Raw genomic sequence first — 20,095 nt, 5'->3', positions numbered from 1 at the left:
CGAAGGAATCATGAAAGTCTTGGTAGTAGGTGGTGGAGGAAGGGAACATGCTATAATATGGAAACTTAAACAGAGTTCAAGAATATCTAAAATATATTGTGCTCCGGGAAACGGAGGTATATCAGATGTTGCGGAATGTGTGCCTATACAAGCTACAGATATAATTGGTATTGCTGACTTTGCTCAAAAAGAAGGAGTAGATCTTACCATCGTAGCTCCTGATGACCCTCTCGCCATGGGAGCGGTAGATGAGCTGGAGAAGAGGGGTTTAAGGGCTTTCGGCCCTAATAAGAGCGCTGCACTGATAGAATCAAGCAAGGTATTTGCAAAGCAATTGATGGAAAAATATAATATACCAACTGCGGATTATAGGGTGTTTGATGATGCACAACAAGCTTTTGAATTTTCTAAAGATATGTCATATCCGGCTGTAATAAAGGCAGAAGGTCTTGCCTTGGGTAAAGGCGTTATAATTGTAGAAACTGAGCAGCAAGCTAAAGATGCTATCAAGAGTATAATGGTGGATAAGGTATTTAAAGAAGCAGGAAAAAGGATTGTGATTGAAGAATACATCCAAGGACTGGAGGTTACTATACTCACATTTACTGACGGCAAGACAGTAGTACCTATGGTGAGTTCTCAGGATCATAAGAGAGCCTATGATAATGACGAAGGGTTGAATACCGGTGGGATGGGTACTTTCACACCTAGCAGATATTACACCCAAGATATTGCGGAAGAAGTGAAAAAGAACATACTGATACCTACGGTGAAGGCTATGTCAGCAGAAGGGAGACCTTTCAAAGGTGTATTATACTTTGGACTTATGCTTACCGATGATGGTCCTAAAGTGCTGGAATATAATGCTAGATTCGGGGATCCGGAAGCACAGGTTGTGCTTCCAAGGCTGAAAACAGACTTAGTGGATATATTTGATGCTATAATTGATGGGAAACTGGATAGTGTGGATATAGAATGGGATGATAATGCCGCTGTTTGTGTAATATTAGCTTCTGGAGGATATCCTGTAAGTTATGAAAAAGGTTATACAATAAAGGGATTGGAAAATTTTAAGGACAGCAAGGATATAATTTTATTTCATGCCGGGACTGAAAAAGTGGATGGAAACTATATTACCAACGGTGGAAGGGTGCTTGGTGTTACTGCTATGGCACAAGATATTGAGCAGGCCAGGTGCAAGGCTTATGATGCTGTGAACAGGATAGAATTTAAAGATATGCATTATAGAAAAGATATAGGCATTAAATAAGCAGCTCGTTTAACTTTAATATCAGTTCAGTATGGTAATACACACAAAGTTTTATTTGGGAGCCAAGAATAGAAGATTCTGTCATAGTATTTTCAAGGGGGTGTATTATATGGAATGTAATAAACAAGCTAATAAGAAGAATTGTAATTGCACTTATCCATGCAGCAGAAAAGGGTTGTGCTGTGAGTGTGTATCTTATCATAGATCAATGGGGCAACTTCCAGCGTGTTTTTTTCCGCCCGAGATTGAAAAGACATATGATAGATCTATAGAAAGATTTGTGGAATATTACAGTAATAAGTAGAAAAAAGATCCAGAACAGATGATTTTTGTTCTGGATTTTTTTATCCTAAAAAGAGGTATTTAATCAGTTTATGGAGAATTAATAGATTGAGTTATCAATATACATTCTTATAAGGGTATATGATGATTTTGTATAGCTTTTGAGAGGGGGTGAAAAATATAGATGTATTTGGAATTCTAGGTTTTGGCTTGGGGGCGCTGGGATTTATATTTGGAATTAGCGCTACTTTTCAGTTAACTGATCTAAAAAAGAGGATTCAAGTATTAGAAGAAAAAATAAGGAATAAAGCGGATACGGGGACAGATGATGAAAACTATAATTAATGATGGGCAAAGGAAATTAATTGCGGGAGGGCAAGGAATAGGTGGATTTTGAATTGAAATGGTTAGAATATGCTAAAGAACTTCAATCTATAGCTCAGGCGGGATTGACATATTCGAAAGATAAATATGACATTGAAAGATTTGAAAAGATAAGAGAGATAAGTGTAGAGATAGTTCACAATTATACTGATATAGAATGTAAAAAAGTAAAAAAATTATTTGCCAGCGAAACAGGGTATCAAACTCCTAAAATAGATGTGCGTGCTGCGATATTTAAAGGCAAACAAATATTGCTGGTGAAAGAGAAGATTGACGGTTTATGGGCTATGCCCGGAGGATGGGCTGATATAAATTGCTCACTTAGAGAGAACTTGATAAGGGAAGCAAAAGAAGAAGCGGGGGCATCAATAGCACCCAAACGGATAGTGGCAGTATTGGATATGAGAAGAAATAATATTGCCGTGTTGCCTTATGGTATATATAAAATATTTGTTGAATGCGATTATATTAAAGGACGGTTTAAGGAGAATATTGAAACGTCGGAATGTAGATTCTTTGATAAGGATAATTTACCCTCTTTATCCAAAGGGAGAAATACTGAACAACAAATTAAGATGTGTTTTGAGGCAAGAGAAAAGCGCATCCATGAGGCTATCTTTGATTAGAGTTTTTTATATCATTAAATAAATATATTATAAAACATTAAAATAATATAAGCAGGAGGTAAGTGCTATGAATAGAAAAGGAATAGCTATAGGAGGGAACTTAGTATTAGATAATCTGAAGATAGTGGATATATACCCAAATAAAGGGAACCTCGCAAACATACTAGATGTTCAAAGGTCTGTTGGAGGGGCAGTACCTAATTGTTTAATTGACTTGGCGAAGATAGATGACAAGACCCCTTTAACGGCTATCGGATTAGTGGGATGTGATGAAGCGGGGGATTTTATAATACAGCAGCTGAATAATTATAATATTAATACTGATTTTATAACCAGGGATTCCAATCAAAATACTTCTTATACCGATGTAATGTCAGTAAGTACAGATGGTAGCAGGACTTTTTTTACTTATAGGGGTGCTAATAGTTTATTGGATATAGAGCATTTCGACCTACCCAATCTAAATGCAGATATATTACATATAGGCTATGCGCTATTGTTGGACAAATTAGATTCAAAAGATAATGAATATGGTACGGTTATGGCTAGATTACTGCATATGGCGCAAGAGCAGGGGATAAAGACTTCTGTGGATGTTGTAAGTGAAGACAGTGATCGGTTTAGGAAGATAGTGCCTCCTAGTTTAAAATACACAAATTATTGTATAATAAATGAGGTAGAAGCCTCTTATATCACAAATATTCCAGCAAGGGGAAAAAATGAATCATTAATTGTTGATAATATGCAAAAGATGTGTAAAGAGTTATTTAAGATGGGGGTTAAGGATTGGGCTATTATCCACTCTCCAGAAGGCGGTTTTGGAATGAATGATAAAGGTGATTACTATATACAACCATCATTGAAGCTGCCTGAAGGTTATATCAAAGGTACTACAGGAGCAGGAGATGCTTTTTGTGCAGGTATATTGTACTCTGTTTACAAGGAATGGGATATTGAGAAGGCGTTGAAGATAGCGGTATCTGCTGCCGCGTGCAACTTGTCTGAGGTGAATGCTGTAGATGGGATGAAAGATATCGATAGTATACAAAAGCTTTACAATTCAATGCCGAAGAGGGAACTAAAGTAAAATTTTGGGCGTTCAATTTTGAAGGCCCTTTTTTTTAGCAATTTAATGTGTTAAAATTGATATAATATAGTGTCACCGAATATAATTAAATAGGGGTGAGTTTATGGCATATAATTCAAAAATAAAAGATTCATCTATAGACACATTATTTGAAGCGATTCTGCTTCTGGAAAATATTGACGAATGTTATAGGTTTTTCGAAGATGTCGGTACTATAAATGAAATAAAGTCATTAGCTCAAAGATTGGAAGTTGCTATTATGCTGAAGCAGAACAAGACATACACTGAAATTGCTAAAAAAACTGGTGCTAGCACTGCTACTATAAGCAGAGTCAACAAGTGTCTAATTTACGGTGCCGATGGATATAATATTATTATTGACAGATTATTGAGCAAAGAGTAATCCGAGGTTAACTGATAACGTCGGTTTTTTCTTACTCATATGATGATGAGGAGGAAGCGATGGGCGATAAATACTGGTATAGATATACAGCTGAACAAGCATTGGAAACATTAAAATCAGATAAAGAAAGAGGATTGGGAGATAAACGAGCAAGGCAAAGATTAGAAGAGCATGGGTATAATCAGATAAAGAGTGAGAAAAAAACTACTATCTTAAATATGTTTTTAAGCCAATTTAAAAATTTCATGGTTATAATACTCTTGATTGCTGCTGTTATATCCGGGTTTTTGGGAGAATTAAATGATACCATAATTATTATAACAATTGTAGTTTTAAATGCTGTTTTAGGTGTTCTACAGGAAAATAAGGCGGAAAAAGCCCTTGAAGCGCTAAAGAATATGTCAATTCCATCAGCAAAAGTTATAAGAGATGGGAACACAATTCAAGTTAAATCCACACATATAGTACCGGGAGATATTGTTATTTTAGAAGCAGGTGATTTTATACCTGCCGATGGTAGAATTGTAGAATGTTCTAATCTGATGGTTGAAGAATCGTCACTTACAGGGGAATCAGTTCCAGTGCAAAAACACCAGGATGTAATCCAGGACAGAGACATACCCCTAGGTGATATGGCAAACATGGTGTTTTCTACAGGATTAGTGACTAATGGGAGAGCTAAGATAGTTGTGACAGGAACGGGTATGGATACTGAAATAGGCAAAATCGCCCAGATGATTGAACAAGAAGACAATTTAAAGACTCCTTTACAGATAAAACTGGAAGAACTGGGGAAATGGTTAGGATTAGTAGCTATTGCAGTTTGTGCCATAATATTTCTGGTAGGCTTTTTCCAGGGGAGAGACATGTTAGAAATGTTTATGTTGGCTGTTTCCCTGGCGGTAGCAGCTATACCTGAAGGTTTGCCTGCCATTGTAACTATAGTTCTTTCCCTTGGCGTACAGAGGATGATAAAAAAGAATGCAATCATAAGAAAATTGCCTGCAGTGGAAACATTGGGTACTGCATCTGTTATATGCTCCGATAAGACAGGAACTTTGACTCAAAATAAGATGACAGTGACAGCTGCTTACATTTATGATACACCAATGGAAGATATAAATGAAATAAGAATACAGGATAAACTCCAGAAATTGTTGTTAGATATCGGGCTTTTATGCAACGATGCATCTATACAGGCTGAACCTGTGGGTGATCCTACTGAAATAGCATTGTTAGATTTAGCCTATAAAAAAGGCTTGGTAAAACAAGAACAAGAGAAAATAAAAAGAAGAGTACAAGAGATACCTTTTGATTCGGACAGAAAGCTTATGTCTACAATACATTCCTATCAAGATAAATACTATGTATTTACAAAAGGAGCATTAGATGTATTATTGGATAGATGCAGCCGTGTTTTAACTGATGATGGTATATTGACTATTGATCAGCAAACCAAAAATAGAATAATGGAACAGAATAATAAAATGTCTCAAAAGGCTTTGCGCGTTTTGGCTATGGGATACAAAGAAATCGATGTAATACCTGATGATATTAACCCGGAAAATACTGAAAATGACTTGGTATTCGTGGGAATGATGGGGATGATCGATCCTCCTAGAGAAGAAGTTAAACTTGCAGTGGAAAAGTGCAGGCTGGCAGGGATAAAGCCTGTGATGATCACAGGGGATTATAAAAATACGGCTGTTGCAATAGCAGAGCAGCTAGGTATCTTTAAAACAGGAGATATAGCAGTTGACGGTGTTGAACTTGAGAAGATGACCGACGAACAGCTCTCTGAAAATATCCACAAACATTCAGTATTTGCGCGGGTATCACCTCATCACAAGGTAAGGATTGTAAAAGCATGGCAGAGTAAGGGAAGGGTGGTAGCCATGACCGGTGACGGGGTAAATGATGCCCCTGCCCTCAAAAGTGCAGATATAGGATGTGCTATGGGGATTACTGGAACAGATGTTTCAAAGCAGGCATCTGATATGATACTTACAGATGATAATTTTGCTACTATTGTTGATGCTGTGGAAGAAGGCAGAGGAATATTTGATAATATTAAGAAATCTATACATTTTCTTCTTTCATGCAATATAGGAGAGATAATAACATTATTTATTGCACTTTTATTCAACATGCCTGCCCCGTTATTGCCTATACATATTTTGTGGATAAATCTTATAACAGATAGTCTACCTGCTTTATCTCTGGGGGTAGATCCTATATATCAAGACATTATGAAGCGGAAACCTAGAGATCCTAAGGAGAGCATATTTTCTCAAGGTTTAGGTGTTATGATTTTAGTAGAAGGTATAATCATAGGCAGTGTGACACTTTTAGCATTCAACAGAGGCCTAAAATACAATATTGATATCGCCAGGACAATGGCGTTTACTACTTTAAGCTTATCTCAGCTGATACATAGTTTGGATGTGAGATCTATAGATAAATCGGTATTTAAAATTGGAGTATTTTCAAATAAATATCTTATAGCATCTATTTTTATATCTACACTGCTTGTATTGGCAGTAATAGCTATACCATTTTTAAGGGGAGTTTTTGAACTTGCTTATTTATCCAAAAATCAAATTATGATTGTAGTAATATATTCAATTATACCTCTAATAATGATGGAGATTGTTAAATTGTTTAAAAAGCCTAATGGTCAAAATTAATTTTGATCATTAGGCTTTTTTCCATAATATTGGTAATAGTCTACTTTTATCCTGCCATTATATAATTTTCTCTTTCTATCAGCTTTTTTACCATATATATTTTCAAAGCTTTCATCAGAGGTAAGGAGATAAACTGACCAAGTATCCTTAGACCTGAATTTTTTACCTAAAGTTTTATATATTTTTTCTATTTCTGATTTTTTGCCTATTCGTTCACCATAAGGAGGATTAGATATAAGTACCCCATACTCATTGTTTACATCTAAATCAAAGACAGACTTGGTTTTGAAATCGATGCAATAATCTACTCCTGCGTTTATTGCGTTTTGAGATGCCAGTTCAATAGCTTTTTGATCTATATCCGATGCTGATATGTTCAAATCCACATTAGAATCTATCAGACCAAAGGCTTCAGTTTTTACTTTCTTCCATACTTTACTATCTATTCTGGGCCAGTTTTCTGAGGCAAAATGTCTATTAAGCCCAGGTGCTATGTTCATACCAATCAGGGCAGCTTCTATGGGGATTGTACCTGAACCGCAGAATGGATCCAATAAAAGGCGATCCTTATTCCAGAAACTCAACTGTATCATTGCAGCAGCCAATGTCTCCTTTAATGGAGCTCTTACTGATTTTTGTCTATAACCCCTTTTGTGAAGTCCGATACCGCTTGTATCTATAGTCAAGGTAGCTACATCCTTTAAAATGGAAACCTGTATTGTAAATTCCGGCCCTGTCTCATCAAACCATTGTTTTTTGTACTTTGATTTTAGTTTTTCTACCACTGCTTTTTTTACGATAGATTGACAATCAGGAACACTGAACAGCTTGGATTTTACCGACTTTCCAATTACAGTAAACTTGCCATCTTCGGTTATCCATTCATCCCAAGGCAGTGCCTTGGTGTTTTCAAAAAGCTCTTCAAAGCTCAACGCTTTAAATTCTCCCATTTTTAACAGCACTCTATCGGCACACCTAAGCCATATATTGGTTTTGGGAATGGCTTCTTCATTTGCTGTAAATTCCACCTTTCCATCAGATACCTTTAAATCATTAAACCCAAGAGCTATCAATTCTCTTTTTACTATAGCCTCTAATCCAAATGTTGAAGTAGCAATTAAATTTATCCCAGACACAAAAAGCCTCCTCATCTTATCATTTGTTGAATGCATTCCATAATAGATGATAACATATTACTATGTATGTGAATAGTATTGCTACGGAATATAGATTTATGTGATATTTTAATAAGATGTTACTTTTAAAATACAGCAATACTGGATATCATATGCAACCTAAACCAAGTTTAGCTTTCCCTATGACTCAGAAGAACCGTCCCCTTGTGTCTTGTTTTAAACTACTCAACAGGAACTTATATATACCAGGTTCCGTAAATACAAAGTATAAAACTAGAATATTAATGGCTGTACTAAATAGGGTTAATATATTAAAATTAGTATAGCAACAATAAATATTCTATTGTACCACTGGATTTGTTGTAGTATATGATAATATATACAAAGTATATGATAAATATAAAAAGCTTCACATAAAGTATGGAGGTATAGAATGGATTTAAACAAGATTTTGAACGATCAGCAAGCAAAAGCTGTTCGCAAGACCGAGGGGCCTTTGCTCATTTTAGCTGGCGCTGGTTCGGGAAAGACTAGGGTTCTGACCTATAGGATAGCATATTTAATCGGAGAACATGGTGTTAACCCTTCAAATATAGCAGCTATTACATTTACAAATAAAGCGGCAGATGAAATGAAAGAAAGGGTTGCGAACATAGTAGGAGAATTGGGATACTTTGTTACAATAAGCACATTCCATTCATTCTGTGTAAGAATTCTCAGGAGAAATGCTGATAAAATAGGATATAATAATAACTTTGTAATTTACGATGCAAAAGATCAATTGACTCTGGTAAAAGAGTGCATAAAAGAATTAGATATAAGCGAAAAATATTACGCTCCTAAATCAGTGAAAAACAATATAAGCAATATCAAGGATACCCTGATAAATTATCAAGAGTTTGCACAGCAGAGCAAAGGGGATTTTAGAAAAGAAAAATTAGCAGAAATTTATAGACTATATCAGCAAAAGCTGCAGAGAAACAATGCATTTGATTTTGATGATTTGATTATGAAAACAGTTGAGCTATTTGAAACAGATCCTGATGTTTTAAAATATTATCAGAATAAATTCAGATACCTAATGGTGGATGAATATCAGGATACAAATACCGCACAATATAAATTAGTAAAATTTTTATCTGAAAAGCATAGAAATATTTGTGTTGTAGGTGATGACGACCAAAGTATATACGGGTGGAGAGGAGCCGATGTTAGAAATATACTCGACTTTGAAAAGGATTTTCCTGAATCTGAAACTATTAAGTTGGAGCAGAATTATAGGTCTACCCAAACTATTTTGGACGCAGCTAATAATCTGATAAAAAACAATTATTCCAGGAAGAAAAAGAGGCTGTGGACATCAAATGGAAGAGGGCAGCAGATAGTATTATATGAAGCAGTCGATGAAAAGGATGAAGCTGAATATGTATGCCAAAGCATAAAGGAAAAACTAGATAAACAGTCTCTCAAATACTCTGATTTTGCTGTGCTATACAGAATAAATGCGCAATCTAGGGTTATGGAAGATGCATTGATGAAGTATAAAATGCCATATAGGATGGTAGGTGGTTTAAGGTTTTATGACAGAAAGGAAATAAAAGATCTTATTGCATATTTAAGGGTAATAGTAAATCCCTTGGATAATGTGAGTTTTTTGAGGATAATAAATGTACCCAAAAGAGGGATAGGAGCAAAGACTATAAGCAGGATACAGGAATATGCAGCCTCAAGTGATGGCAGTCTTTTTTCTGCCATATTGGATTGTGAAAAGATTGACGGTTTGACAAAAAGAGCTATATCATCAATAGAGCAATTTAAGGATATTATAATAGAACTCATGGCAATAAAAGAGACAGGTACAATTTCTGAACTGATAGAATACATAATTGAAAAGACCGGATATAAAGAACAATTAATGGCTGAAAAGACGGAGGAGGCAGAGGTCAGGCTGGAGAACATAAAAGAATTTATATCTGCGGCTAAAGAATATGAACAGGGAGAAGAACAAGGGAATATACAGGACTTTTTAGAAAATATAGCACTTGTCAGCGATATTGATACGGTGGATGCGGGAGGAGATGGTGTCTTATTGATGACCATGCATAGTGCCAAAGGCCTGGAATTTCCGGTTGTATTTATAATTGGTATGGAAGAAGGCATATTCCCTCATGTAAGATCCCTTTTTGAAGAAGACGAGCTGGAGGAGGAGAGAAGGCTTTGTTATGTTGGAATAACCAGGGCACAGCAAGAGCTATTTATGACATGTGCTAGACAGAGAACGATATTTGGAAAGACTAATTATAATACCTTATCCAGATTTATCAATGAGATACCTGAAAATCTTACTAATAGGGGAAATGGCGATAATGGCAATGATGAGAACGAAACAATCCTGAAGGAAGAGCAATACCAGGATTCTTTCCAGGTAGGACAAAAAGTGATTCATAAAAAGTTCGGTAACGGGACAGTGGTTGGATTAAACGGGCAAGGCAAAGACACTGAAATTAACATTGCCTTTGATGGATTAGGTGTAAAAAAGCTGGTAGCCTTTTATGCTCCTATTAAGAAAATATAAATATTTTAATGGAGGTGAAAATCATGGTTTCCCAAGAAATTACAAATCAAGCTAAAAAACTGAGGGAACAGATAAACTACCATAATTATAGGTATTATGTACTTGACCAACCGGAAATATCCGATGCTGAGTATGACAAGCTGATGAGAATGTTAATAGAGCTTGAACAGAAGTATCCGGATATTATAACTGAAGATTCTCCTACACAGAGAGTTGGAGGGCAACCTTTGAAAGAGTTCAAGCCTGTTGTACATAGTGTGCCACTCTTGAGTCTAGCCAATGCATTCAGTGAAAAGGAATTGTTGGATTTTGATAGAAGGGTAAGGCAGGCATTGAATGAAGATATTGAATATGTTGTTGAACTGAAAATGGATGGTTTGTCTGTTGCACTTACATATCAAGATGGAAAACTAGTGAGAGGGGCTACCAGAGGTGATGGAAGAACGGGAGAGGATATAACCTCAAATATAAAAACCATCAAAAGTATACCTTTAGTGCTCAATGAAAAAGTGGATATAGAGGTCAGGGGAGAGGTTTTTATGTCTAAAGGTGATTTTCAAGTGTTAAATAAACTGCGTCAAGACAAGGAGGAACCACTTTTTGCAAACACTAGGAATGCAGCAGCAGGGTCCTTGCGACAGTTAGACCCGTCTATAACTGCAGCTAGGCCTTTGGATATATTTATATTCAATGTACAGAGGATACAGGGTGTTGAATTTGATACCCATTACCAGAGCTTGGAATATATGAGACGTTTGGGTTTTAAAATAAATTCTCATAATACATTATGCAGTTCGATAAATGAGGCGATAGACTTATGTGATTATTGGTCGGAAAAGAGGTCGGAATTGCCTTATGAAATAGATGGCATAGTTATAAAAACAAATTCATTAAAACAAAGAGAGATGCTGGGAAATACCAGCAAAGCTCCCAGATGGGCAATTGCATATAAATTTCCGGCAGAGCAAAAGCAGACAGTGATAAAGGACATAATAGTGCAGGTGGGCAGAACGGGAGTTTTAACGCCTACGGCTGTATTTGAACCGGTGAGGCTGGCAGGTTCTGTTGTACAAAGGGCTACTCTCCATAATGAAGACTATATAAATAGCAAAGATATACGAATAGGGGATACTGCAATAATCCAAAAGGCCGGGGATGTGATACCGGAAGTTGTGAAAATAATTGAGAACAAAAGGACAGGACAAGAAAAAAAATTCAGTATGCCCTCACAATGTCCTGTGTGTGGTGCGGATACTTTCAGATCGGAGGGGGAGGCTGCAACTAAATGTACGGGAGTTGATTGTCCTGCAAGATTGAAACGAAGTGTAATACATTTTGCTTCAAGGGATGCGATGGACATCGAAGGAATGGGTCCTGCAATTGTAAATCAACTTGTTGATGATAAAATAATATCATCTGCAGCAGACCTTTATTATCTAAAGTTTGAGGATTTAATAAGCCTTGAAAGGATGGCAGAAAAGTCGGTAAACAATCTATTGAATTCAATAGAAAACAGCAAGGATAGAGAGTTAAACAATATAATATTTGCTTTAGGCATACCTTTTATTGGTGCTAGAGCGGCATATGTGATAGCAAAAGAATTTGGGAGCATGCAAGAGTTGGAGGGGGCAGACTATGATAGGCTAATCTCAATAAACGAAGTAGGAGAAAAGATGGCAAAAAGCATTATTACTTTTTTTAAGCAAACACAGAATAGAGAGTTTGTGGATAAGCTAAAATATGCCGGAGTTAATATGGAATTTAAAGATACAAATGAAGCTATAGATAAAAATCTTGAAGGGAATATATTTGTACTTACCGGAACACTAAAGAACTATAAAAGAAATCAAATAAAGGATATAATAGAAAGGCTAGGCGGCAGAGTATCGGGCAGTGTTAGCTCAAGAACCGATTATGTGTTAGCCGGTGAAAATCCCGGCAGCAAGCTGGAAAAAGCCAGAAATATTATCGCACAATCCGGAAACCCAAAATTGAAAATAATAAACGAACAGGAATTTGAAAATATGATAAAATGATTTTGTGTATTTTTGTAGACATGGTAAAATAAATAGGATAAAGGAGGAATGGAAAAATGAAGATCACAAAAAAAGATGTAGATTACATGGCATCGTTATCCAGATTAATATTAAGCGAGTCTGAAAAAGAAAAGTTTACCCACGATTTAGATGAAATGTTAAACTATATGGATAAATTAAACGAATTGAATACTCAAGACGTTGAGCCTACAGTACACGTGTTTAAAATGAAAAATGTGTTTAGAGAGGATAAAGTTGGTCCTTCAACTGATAGAGATGAAATGCTGTTTAATGCTCCCAAAAGTGAAGATGGGTGTTTTAAAGTACCGAGAATAGTTGAATAAAAATTAGTATAACCACAAAAGAATGGAGGTATAGATTTGGAATTATATAAGCTTACAGTACACGAATGTATAGATCTGTTGAACAAAAAAGAAATAACATCCACTGAGTTAACACAATCAGTGCTAGATAGAATTGAAAAAGTAGAAAGCAAAACAGATGCTATTCTTACAAAATGTGAAGAAAACGCATTAAATGTTGCAAAAGAGGCTGACAAACTAATATCATCCGATTCAGAACGCGATGATATGACAGGCATACCCTTTGTTCTCAAGGACAACATCATTACTAAAGGAATAAAGACCACCTGTGCATCGAAAATGTTGGAAAACTTTGTTCCTCCTTATGATGCTACCGTTGTTGATAGATTAAAACAAAAGAGCGCAGTTCTAATAGGGAAAACAAATTTGGATGAATTTGCAATGGGTTCTTCTACCGAGAACTCAGCTTTTAAGGTTACCCGGAATCCATGGGATACTGACAGGGTGCCCGGAGGTTCCAGCGGAGGTTCTGCAGCTGCCGTGGCAGCAGATGAAGCGTACTTTGCATTAGGTTCAGATACAGGTGGTTCTATAAGGCAGCCTGCTTCTTATTGCGGTATAGTAGGTATGAAGCCTACCTACGGTTCTGTATCAAGATATGGTCTTGTAGCGTCTGCGTCCTCTTTGGATCAGATAGGTCCGCTTTCCAAAGATGTTGAAGATTGTGCCATTATTTTAAATTCCATAGCAGGAGAAGATCAGCGTGATTCTACCTCTGCAAAGGTTGAGCATCCTGATTTTAGAAAGGCATTAAAGGAAAATATAAAAGGCTTAAAAATAGGTGTGCCTAAAGAATATTTTGGAAACGAAATAAATCCGGAAGTTAGACAGGCAGTATTAAAATCTATTGAACTTTTAAAGCATATGGGTGCAGACTATCAAGAGTTTTCACTTCCAAGTGCTGAATATGCATTATCTGCATTTTATATTATCTCGTCAGCAGAAGCGAGCTCTAATTTAGCTAGGTTTGACGGAGTCAAGTACGGGTTTAGGGCTGAAAAATATGACGATCTCTTGGATTTGTATAATCAGACAAGAAGTCTTGGTTTTGGAGATGAGGTAAAGAAAAGAATAATATTTGGTACATATGTGTTGAGCTCTGGATATTATGATGCATATTATCTAAAAGCCCTTAAAGCCAGGACCCTTATAAAGCAAGACTTTGATAGAGCTTTTGAAAATTATGATGTTATTATATGTCCAACCTCACCGACAACGGCATTTAAGCTAGGTGAAAAGAATGACAATCCTATGGAAATGTACATGCAGGACATATGTACTATATCTTTAAATATGGCAGGATTGCCGGGCATATCAATTCCCTGTGGATTTGACAGTAAGGGTTTACCTGTAGGGATGCAGATTGTGGGAAAACCCTTCGATGAGTATACACTTATAAAAACGGCTTATGCTTTTGAGCAAGCTACAGACTTTCATAAGCATAAACCATCATTAGTATAAAGGCGGTGTTAAATATGGACTTTGAGACTGTGATAGGTTTGGAGATACATGTAGAACTGGATACCAAGACTAAAATTTTTTGTGAATGTACCACTGAGTTCGGTGGAGAGCCTAATACTCACTGCTGTCCTATTTGTGCTGGCATGCCTGGCACATTGCCGGTATTAAACAAAAAAGTAGTGGAGTATGCTGTAAGGGCTGGAATAGCTTTAAATTGTGATATATCGAGATTGAGCAAAATGGATAGAAAAAACTATTTCTATCCTGATCTGCCCAAAGCATATCAGATTTCGCAGTATGATTTGCCTATTTGTAAAGATGGTAGCGTTCAGATAGAGGTAGATGGACAAAAAAAGACCATTGGAATAACTAGAATTCATATAGAAGAAGATGCAGGTAAATTGCTGCATGAAAAGCCAGGTGTTTCACTTGCGGATTATAATAGAGGTGGGGTTCCACTGATAGAAATTGTTACAGAACCGGATTTAAGAAGTGCGGAGGAAGCTAGAGTTTTTGCAGAAAAACTGAAATCCATATTGGAGTACACTGAAGTTTCAGACTGCAAGATGCAAGAAGGTTCATTGAGGTTTGACGTAAACCTTTCTGTAAGACAAAAAGGTCAGCCTGAATTTGGAACTAGGACAGAAATGAAAAACCTTAATTCTTTTAGGTCTCTTGTAAACGCAATAAAATATGAGAGCGGCAGGCAGATAAAAGTTTTGCAGGACGGGGGCAGTATAAGCCAGGAGACTAGGAGATGGGATGATTCCCAGAACAAGAGTTTTGCCATGCGGTCAAAGGAAGAAGCCCATGATTATAGATATTTTCCGGAGCCTGATTTGGTTCCGATAGAACTAGAAGACGAATGGATTGAAGCGATAAAAAAGGATCTTCCAGAGATGCCGGAAGTTAAGAAAAAAAGATTTGTAGACCAGTATGAATTGCCTGATTATGATTCTGATATACTGACTTCATCAAAAGCATTGGCAAACTTTTTTGAAAAGTGTATGGAGGGCTATGACAATCCTAAAAATGTAAGCAATTGGATTATGGGAGAAGTGCTCAGGATATTAAAAGAGCAAGACAAGCAGCCGGATGAGATCCCTTTTAAACCTAAACAATTAGTAGACCTGCTGAAGATGGTAGATAAAGGCACAATAAGCGGTAACATAGGCAAAAAAGTATTGTCGGATATGTTTGAAACTTGTAAAGATCCAGGTGATATTGTTAAAGAAAAAGGACTTGTTCAGATAAGCGATGAGGGAGAACTTTTGGAAATAATTGCAAAAGTATTGGAGGATAACCCCAAATCAGTTGAAGATTATAGGAATGGGAAGCAAAAGGCGATAGGATTTTTAGTAGGGCAGACTATGAAAGCCACAAGAGGAAAAGCTAACCCTCAGATGGTAAATAAATTGATCAGGGAACAGCTTCAATAAAGAGGAGTATTCTCCTCTTTTTTTGAATTGAACTTGGTTATTATATAGAGTATAGTAAAATATAGTCAGATAATATTAAATTTAAAAAACAATGTAGCTATGTATGAAACTGATCGATTATAATAAAATAGAGAATTTCAACAGGGGAGATAATAATGAAACCTGGCAAATTATCAAATGATGATTTAAAGAAAATACTTTCAGGGCTGAGCAAGAAGAGGGACGATATATTGATTGGCCCTGCGGTGGGAGAGGATTGTGGAGTAGTTGATTTTGGTCAGAAAGTATGCGTTGTCTCTTCAGACCCTATTACAGGGGCTGAAAAAGGTGTGGGTTTTTTAGCTGTCAATGTTTCTTGTAATGATGTGGCATCTTGTGGTGTTGAGCCTGTAGCAATGTTGGTTACAATGATGGTACCTGTTACTGCAACCCTTGAGATGATACAGGATATAATGATGGATATCAATGATGCAGCGACAGCATTAGATGTAGACATAATAGGGGGTCATACCGAAGTCACCGACGTGGTAAACAAAGTAGTGATTGTATCGACAGTATTAGGGAAGGGAAATAAGCAGAATTTGATAACAAGCTCAGGTGCAAAACCCGGTGATTATGTTATTATGACTAAAACCGCAGGTATAGAAGGTACGTCTATTATTGCCTCTGATTTTTATAGAGGGCTATCAAGTCATATCGATATTGACGTATTGGATTCTGCTATAAAATTCAGGGATAGAATAAGCGTCGTCAAGGAAGGCATTATTTGCGGTAAAGAAAATGTATCTGCAATGCATGACATCACTGAAGGGGGCGTATATGGGGCTGCCTGGGAAATAGCTGAAGCATCAGGGGTGGGTATAGAGTTATGGAAGGATGATATAAAAATTGCCCGGGAAACAGAAATATTATGTGATTTCCTAAATGTTGATCCATATAGACTGATTTCAAGTGGGAGCATGTTGATAACAGCAGCAGATTGTACGCGTATAATCAGCATTCTAAAGATGAATGGCATAGAATGCAACGTTATTGGGAAGATTTTAGATAGCAGCAAAAGGATAAAGACAGGAGATGGAGAGTATTTAGAGCTCATGCCACCGGATAAAGATGAGATTTATAAGGTAGAAGGAAAAGTGAAAAAATTGGTTAAATGTTAACATGTTTATACATACTATCAATTTCTTACTAATATAATTGTAACAAGAATATTAGTAAGGGGGAAGCAGGATGTTGCACAAGCACAAGGTAGTACTATCAGTAATTATTTTGATTTTGTTATGTATTCTTTTGACAAGTTGTAAAAATCCACTTAAATCGTTGTTTGGTAAAGACGATACTGAAGATATTGTGCAGGAAGAAGAACAAGAGGGCTTGGATGAGACAATGCAGGATGAGGATGGTCTTCGTTCTACTGTCTTGTATTATCAGGATAAACATGGTTATTTAGTTCCGGTAATGAGAAAAATACCTTGGGAAGAAGGGATAGCGAAAAAGGCTATCAATGCGTTGATAGATGAACCTGTGATAAGGGAAGAGGCTGCAGAAATGGGATTATACCCCACACTTCCAGAAGGTACTGAAATATTGGGAATGGCAATAATACCCGATACAGGAAATCTTGCCAGGATAGACTTCAATAAAAATTTTATGAATTATTCAAGTGCAGCCGAAGAAAATTGTATAGTACAATCGATAGTGTATACATTGACTGAGTTTCCCACTATAGATCAGGTAGAACTCATTATAGAAGGAGAAAGAGTTAAAGAATTGACTTATGGTACTGACATTAGTGCTCCCTTGACAAGAGAGGTTATAAATGTTCAATCAGATAGTTATAGTGATTCTGATCAAGCCTCTAATTTGATGGTCTACTTTTATAATGATTCTAATCCGGATTTCGAATATTTTGTACCTGTTACCAAAATAGTAGCAACACTAGAACCAAATATTGAATCTGCAATTGAGGAGATAATAAAAGGACCTGATTCTGATTCAGAGCTTAAATCGGGCATACCTGAAGGTACAAAGTTGCTGGGAGTTCAAGTCAAGGACGGCATAGCATATATTAATTTTTCTAAAGAATTTAATAATTTTGGGGAAGATAAGCAAGCGCAGGAGAGGGCTATTAAAGCCATAGTATTGACTGTGAAAGAATTTGGAGATATAAAAGAGGTAAAGATATTGGTAGAAGGCCAAGAATTAGAAAGTGATAATGATACATTTTCGGTACCTACCTTTGCTAACGAATATTAGTTTTATTTTCCCTGTATTAAGACAGACTGCTGGTATGTGTGTTACCGCAGTTGGTATATATTACATATTCCGGCGGCCTGTCTTGTATATGTTTTCCATAAAAAGGAGGAGAAATCTATGGACAGGATAGACGGAAGAAAAAATAATGAGATAAGAAAAGTTAAAATAACTCCACATTTTTTAAAATATTCAGATGGTTCAGTGCTCATCGAGACAGGAGACACTAAAGTGATATGTGCTGCTACCGTAGAAGAAAAAGTTCCCCCATTTTTAGTAGGTACCGGTCAGGGATGGATCACCAGTGAATATTCAATGCTACCTGCCTCTACTAAAGTAAGGAAGGTAAGAGAATCCAGAAGGGGCAAAATAGAGGGCAGAACCCATGAAATTCAGCGTTTAATTGGACGAGCCTTACGTTCTATAGTAGACCTGAAAAAACTGGGTGAAAGGACGATATGGGTGGATTGTGATATAATCCAAGCTGATGGGGGAACTAGAACATCATCTATTACCGGCTCATATGTAGCCATGATGTATGCATTGGATAAGATGCAAAAAAAGGGTTTAATTGATACAATACCAGTGACAGATTATGTTGCTGCCATAAGTGTGGGCATAGTAGATGGACAACCCCTTCTGGATCTATGTTTCCTTGAAGATTCCAATGCAAAGGTGGATATGAACATAGTAATGACTGGGAATGGTGAATTTATTGAGATTCAGGGGACAGGTGAAAAAAGCCCTTTTACTAGTAGCGAACTTTTAGATTTATTAGATTTAGGGGAAAAAGGAGTAAAGGAAATTATAGAAGTACAAAAAAATGCTCTAGGAGCTATAGCAAATAAAATAGGGATGACTGATAATGCTTGAATTTATCGTTGCCACTTCTAATGATGGAAAATTAAACGAAATAAGGAATTTCTTTCATGACATTCCCATTGTTTTTACTTCTATGGATCAATTGGGAATAAATATAGAGATTGAAGAGAACGGTACTAGCTTTGAGGAAAATGCAACAATCAAGGCAAAAACTGTATCTAGATATACTGACTCTCCTGTTATAGCAGATGATTCAGGTTTGGAGGTTGAATATTTGAATAATGAGCCAGGAATATATTCTGCTAGATTTTCGGGAGAAAATTCTACCGATCAAAAGAACATAGAAAAACTTTTAAAACTGATGGAAGGAGTAGAATGGGAAAACAGGAAAGCTAGATTTAGATGTGTGATGACTATGGCTTTACCAGATGGTAAAATAATATCTGTAGAAGGAGAATGTAGGGGATATATATCAAATGTGCCTAAAGGTAAAAATGGCTTTGGATATGATCCGGTGTTTGTATGGCCGCCATATAATAAAACATTTGCCCAATTACCAGACAATGTGAAAAATTCAATTAGCCATAGGGCAGCTGCATTAAAAAAATTAAGAAGGTTTATTTTGGATAGTTTTGTTTTATGAGGAGTTTTGTAAATGAGAATAGGAGTTGTAAGCGATAGCCACGGAAAAATTTTTTTCTTAAAAAGGGCATTGGATGCTATGCCAAAAGTGGATAAATTGATACATTTAGGTGATCACTATAGTGATATTCAGTCATTGAATACAAGAAAATACAAGGATATAATTCTTATCAAAGGGAATTGTGATTTTGGTTATGATGCTTCAGATGAGGAGATTTTACATGTTGAAGGTAATAAGATATTTGTGACCCACGGGCATAAATACAGGATAAAATGGGGCGAGCAACTAATTGTTTATAAAGCATTAGAAATTCAAGCTGATATTGTATTGTATGGACATACACATATTCCACAAATTTTTTATAACGGAACCACAGTGTTTATAAATCCTGGAAGTGTATCAGAACCTAGATTTAGCAATCAAGGGACCTTTGCAATAATTGAAATAAAAAAGGGAAAAGTAATACCGAGCATAATAAAATTAGGCGAGTTGTAAAATTAAATGAAACACAATTAAATAAATAATGCTCATGAGAGCTTCTCTGTTATAATGTTAATCACTATAATAAACAGAAACGGAGAAGAATCATGAGCACAGTCTATTGTATC

The 20,095-nt window shown here is 36.2% G+C and carries 18 protein-coding genes; 17 read left to right on the top strand and 1 reads right to left on the bottom strand.

Annotated elements, in window-relative coordinates:
- The first annotated feature begins 10 nt into the window (after positions 1-10).
- The 7 genes from purD (at position 11) to PHP06_02235 (ending at position 6,739) form a co-directional block, all read left to right on the top strand.
- Entirely contained in the window at positions 11-1,270 is a 1,260-nt protein-coding gene (gene purD, locus PHP06_02265; protein ID MDD3839380.1) for a phosphoribosylamine--glycine ligase, read from the top strand.
- 109 nt (positions 1,271-1,379) lie between these two features.
- Positions 1,380-1,574: a DUF6485 family protein gene (locus PHP06_02260; protein MDD3839379.1), complete on the top strand. Its 195-nt coding sequence runs from the start codon at positions 1,380-1,382 to the stop codon at positions 1,572-1,574.
- 149 nt (positions 1,575-1,723) lie between these two features.
- Positions 1,724-1,897, top strand: coding sequence for a hypothetical protein (locus PHP06_02255; GenBank protein ID MDD3839378.1), 174 nt, complete (start codon positions 1,724-1,726; stop codon positions 1,895-1,897).
- Positions 1,898-1,938: 41 nt separating this feature from the next.
- Complete coding sequence (locus PHP06_02250; protein ID MDD3839377.1) at positions 1,939-2,562, top strand: NUDIX hydrolase; 624 nt, start codon at positions 1,939-1,941, stop codon at positions 2,560-2,562.
- Between the two features lie 67 nt (positions 2,563-2,629).
- Positions 2,630-3,649: a carbohydrate kinase family protein gene (locus PHP06_02245; GenBank protein ID MDD3839376.1), complete on the top strand. Its 1,020-nt coding sequence runs from the start codon at positions 2,630-2,632 to the stop codon at positions 3,647-3,649.
- A gap of 103 nt (positions 3,650-3,752) precedes the next feature.
- A complete protein-coding gene (locus PHP06_02240) occupies positions 3,753-4,052 on the top strand; it encodes a YerC/YecD family TrpR-related protein (GenBank protein MDD3839375.1) in 300 nt (99 codons plus the stop codon).
- A gap of 59 nt (positions 4,053-4,111) precedes the next feature.
- On the top strand, positions 4,112-6,739 hold the full coding sequence (locus PHP06_02235) for a calcium-transporting P-type ATPase, PMR1-type (protein ID MDD3839374.1): 2,628 nt from the start codon (positions 4,112-4,114) through the stop codon (positions 6,737-6,739).
- Here PHP06_02235 and PHP06_02230 read toward each other — a convergent pair.
- Positions 6,736-7,875, bottom strand: coding sequence for a class I SAM-dependent RNA methyltransferase (locus tag PHP06_02230; protein ID MDD3839373.1), 1,140 nt, complete (start codon positions 7,873-7,875; stop codon positions 6,736-6,738). The two genes, PHP06_02235 and PHP06_02230, sit on opposite strands and share 4 nt — an antisense overlap.
- A gap of 433 nt (positions 7,876-8,308) precedes the next feature.
- On the opposite strand from PHP06_02230, the gene pcrA reads away from it, so the two are divergent.
- The 10 genes from pcrA to PHP06_02180 all read left to right on the top strand — a co-directional run bounded on the left by pcrA (position 8,309) and on the right by PHP06_02180 (position 19,982).
- Entirely contained in the window at positions 8,309-10,450 is a 2,142-nt protein-coding gene (pcrA, locus tag PHP06_02225) for a DNA helicase PcrA (protein MDD3839372.1), read from the top strand.
- A 23-nt stretch (positions 10,451-10,473) separates the two neighbouring features.
- A complete protein-coding gene (ligA, locus tag PHP06_02220) occupies positions 10,474-12,486 on the top strand; it encodes an NAD-dependent DNA ligase LigA (GenBank protein ID MDD3839371.1) in 2,013 nt (670 codons plus the stop codon).
- Between the two features lie 56 nt (positions 12,487-12,542).
- A complete protein-coding gene (gene gatC / locus PHP06_02215; protein MDD3839370.1) occupies positions 12,543-12,830 on the top strand; it encodes an Asp-tRNA(Asn)/Glu-tRNA(Gln) amidotransferase subunit GatC in 288 nt (95 codons plus the stop codon).
- A gap of 36 nt (positions 12,831-12,866) precedes the next feature.
- Complete coding sequence (gatA, locus tag PHP06_02210) at positions 12,867-14,330, top strand: Asp-tRNA(Asn)/Glu-tRNA(Gln) amidotransferase subunit GatA (protein ID MDD3839369.1); 1,464 nt, start codon at positions 12,867-12,869, stop codon at positions 14,328-14,330.
- Between the two features lie 14 nt (positions 14,331-14,344).
- On the top strand, positions 14,345-15,769 hold the full coding sequence (gene gatB / locus PHP06_02205; GenBank protein ID MDD3839368.1) for an Asp-tRNA(Asn)/Glu-tRNA(Gln) amidotransferase subunit GatB: 1,425 nt from the start codon (positions 14,345-14,347) through the stop codon (positions 15,767-15,769).
- A gap of 155 nt (positions 15,770-15,924) precedes the next feature.
- Positions 15,925-16,929, top strand: coding sequence for an AIR synthase family protein (locus tag PHP06_02200; GenBank protein ID MDD3839367.1), 1,005 nt, complete (start codon positions 15,925-15,927; stop codon positions 16,927-16,929).
- Positions 16,930-16,999: 70 nt separating this feature from the next.
- Complete coding sequence (locus tag PHP06_02195; GenBank protein ID MDD3839366.1) at positions 17,000-18,025, top strand: GerMN domain-containing protein; 1,026 nt, start codon at positions 17,000-17,002, stop codon at positions 18,023-18,025.
- Positions 18,026-18,142: 117 nt separating this feature from the next.
- Entirely contained in the window at positions 18,143-18,895 is a 753-nt protein-coding gene (gene rph, locus PHP06_02190; GenBank protein MDD3839365.1) for a ribonuclease PH, read from the top strand.
- Positions 18,888-19,487: an XTP/dITP diphosphatase gene (locus PHP06_02185; GenBank protein ID MDD3839364.1), complete on the top strand. Its 600-nt coding sequence runs from the start codon at positions 18,888-18,890 to the stop codon at positions 19,485-19,487. Before rph ends, PHP06_02185 begins: the two co-directional genes overlap by 8 nt.
- Before the next feature lie 12 nt (positions 19,488-19,499).
- On the top strand, positions 19,500-19,982 hold the full coding sequence (locus tag PHP06_02180) for a metallophosphoesterase (GenBank protein MDD3839363.1): 483 nt from the start codon (positions 19,500-19,502) through the stop codon (positions 19,980-19,982).
- The last annotated feature ends 113 nt before the right edge of the window (positions 19,983-20,095 follow it).

The organism is Clostridia bacterium, assembly GCA_028698525.1.
Lineage (GTDB): Bacteria > Bacillota > Clostridia > JAQVDB01 > JAQVDB01 > JAQVDB01.
Note: the sequence above shows the minus strand (reverse complement) of the source record. Positions and strands in the feature narration are given on the sequence as shown.

Bases quoted from the DNA above. Each gene is read 5' to 3' on its own strand.
- purD (MDD3839380.1), top strand. From the start codon at position 11: ATGAAAGTCTTGGTAGTAGGTGGTGGAGGAAGGGAACATGCTATAATA.
- PHP06_02260 (MDD3839379.1), top strand. From the start codon at position 1,380: ATGGAATGTAATAAACAAGCTAATAAGAAGAATTGTAATTGCACTTAT.
- PHP06_02245 (MDD3839376.1), top strand. From the start codon at position 2,630: ATGAATAGAAAAGGAATAGCTATAGGAGGGAACTTAGTATTAGATAAT.
- PHP06_02240 (MDD3839375.1), top strand. From the start codon at position 3,753: ATGGCATATAATTCAAAAATAAAAGATTCATCTATAGACACATTATTT.
- PHP06_02235 (MDD3839374.1), top strand. From the start codon at position 4,112: ATGGGCGATAAATACTGGTATAGATATACAGCTGAACAAGCATTGGAA.
- pcrA (MDD3839372.1), top strand. From the start codon at position 8,309: ATGGATTTAAACAAGATTTTGAACGATCAGCAAGCAAAAGCTGTTCGC.
- ligA (MDD3839371.1), top strand. From the start codon at position 10,474: ATGGTTTCCCAAGAAATTACAAATCAAGCTAAAAAACTGAGGGAACAG.
- gatC (MDD3839370.1), top strand. From the start codon at position 12,543: ATGAAGATCACAAAAAAAGATGTAGATTACATGGCATCGTTATCCAGA.
- gatB (MDD3839368.1), top strand. From the start codon at position 14,345: ATGGACTTTGAGACTGTGATAGGTTTGGAGATACATGTAGAACTGGAT.
- PHP06_02200 (MDD3839367.1), top strand. From the start codon at position 15,925: ATGAAACCTGGCAAATTATCAAATGATGATTTAAAGAAAATACTTTCA.
- PHP06_02195 (MDD3839366.1), top strand. From the start codon at position 17,000: ATGTTGCACAAGCACAAGGTAGTACTATCAGTAATTATTTTGATTTTG.
- rph (MDD3839365.1), top strand. From the start codon at position 18,143: ATGGACAGGATAGACGGAAGAAAAAATAATGAGATAAGAAAAGTTAAA.
- PHP06_02185 (MDD3839364.1), top strand. From the start codon at position 18,888: ATGCTTGAATTTATCGTTGCCACTTCTAATGATGGAAAATTAAACGAA.
- PHP06_02180 (MDD3839363.1), top strand. From the start codon at position 19,500: ATGAGAATAGGAGTTGTAAGCGATAGCCACGGAAAAATTTTTTTCTTA.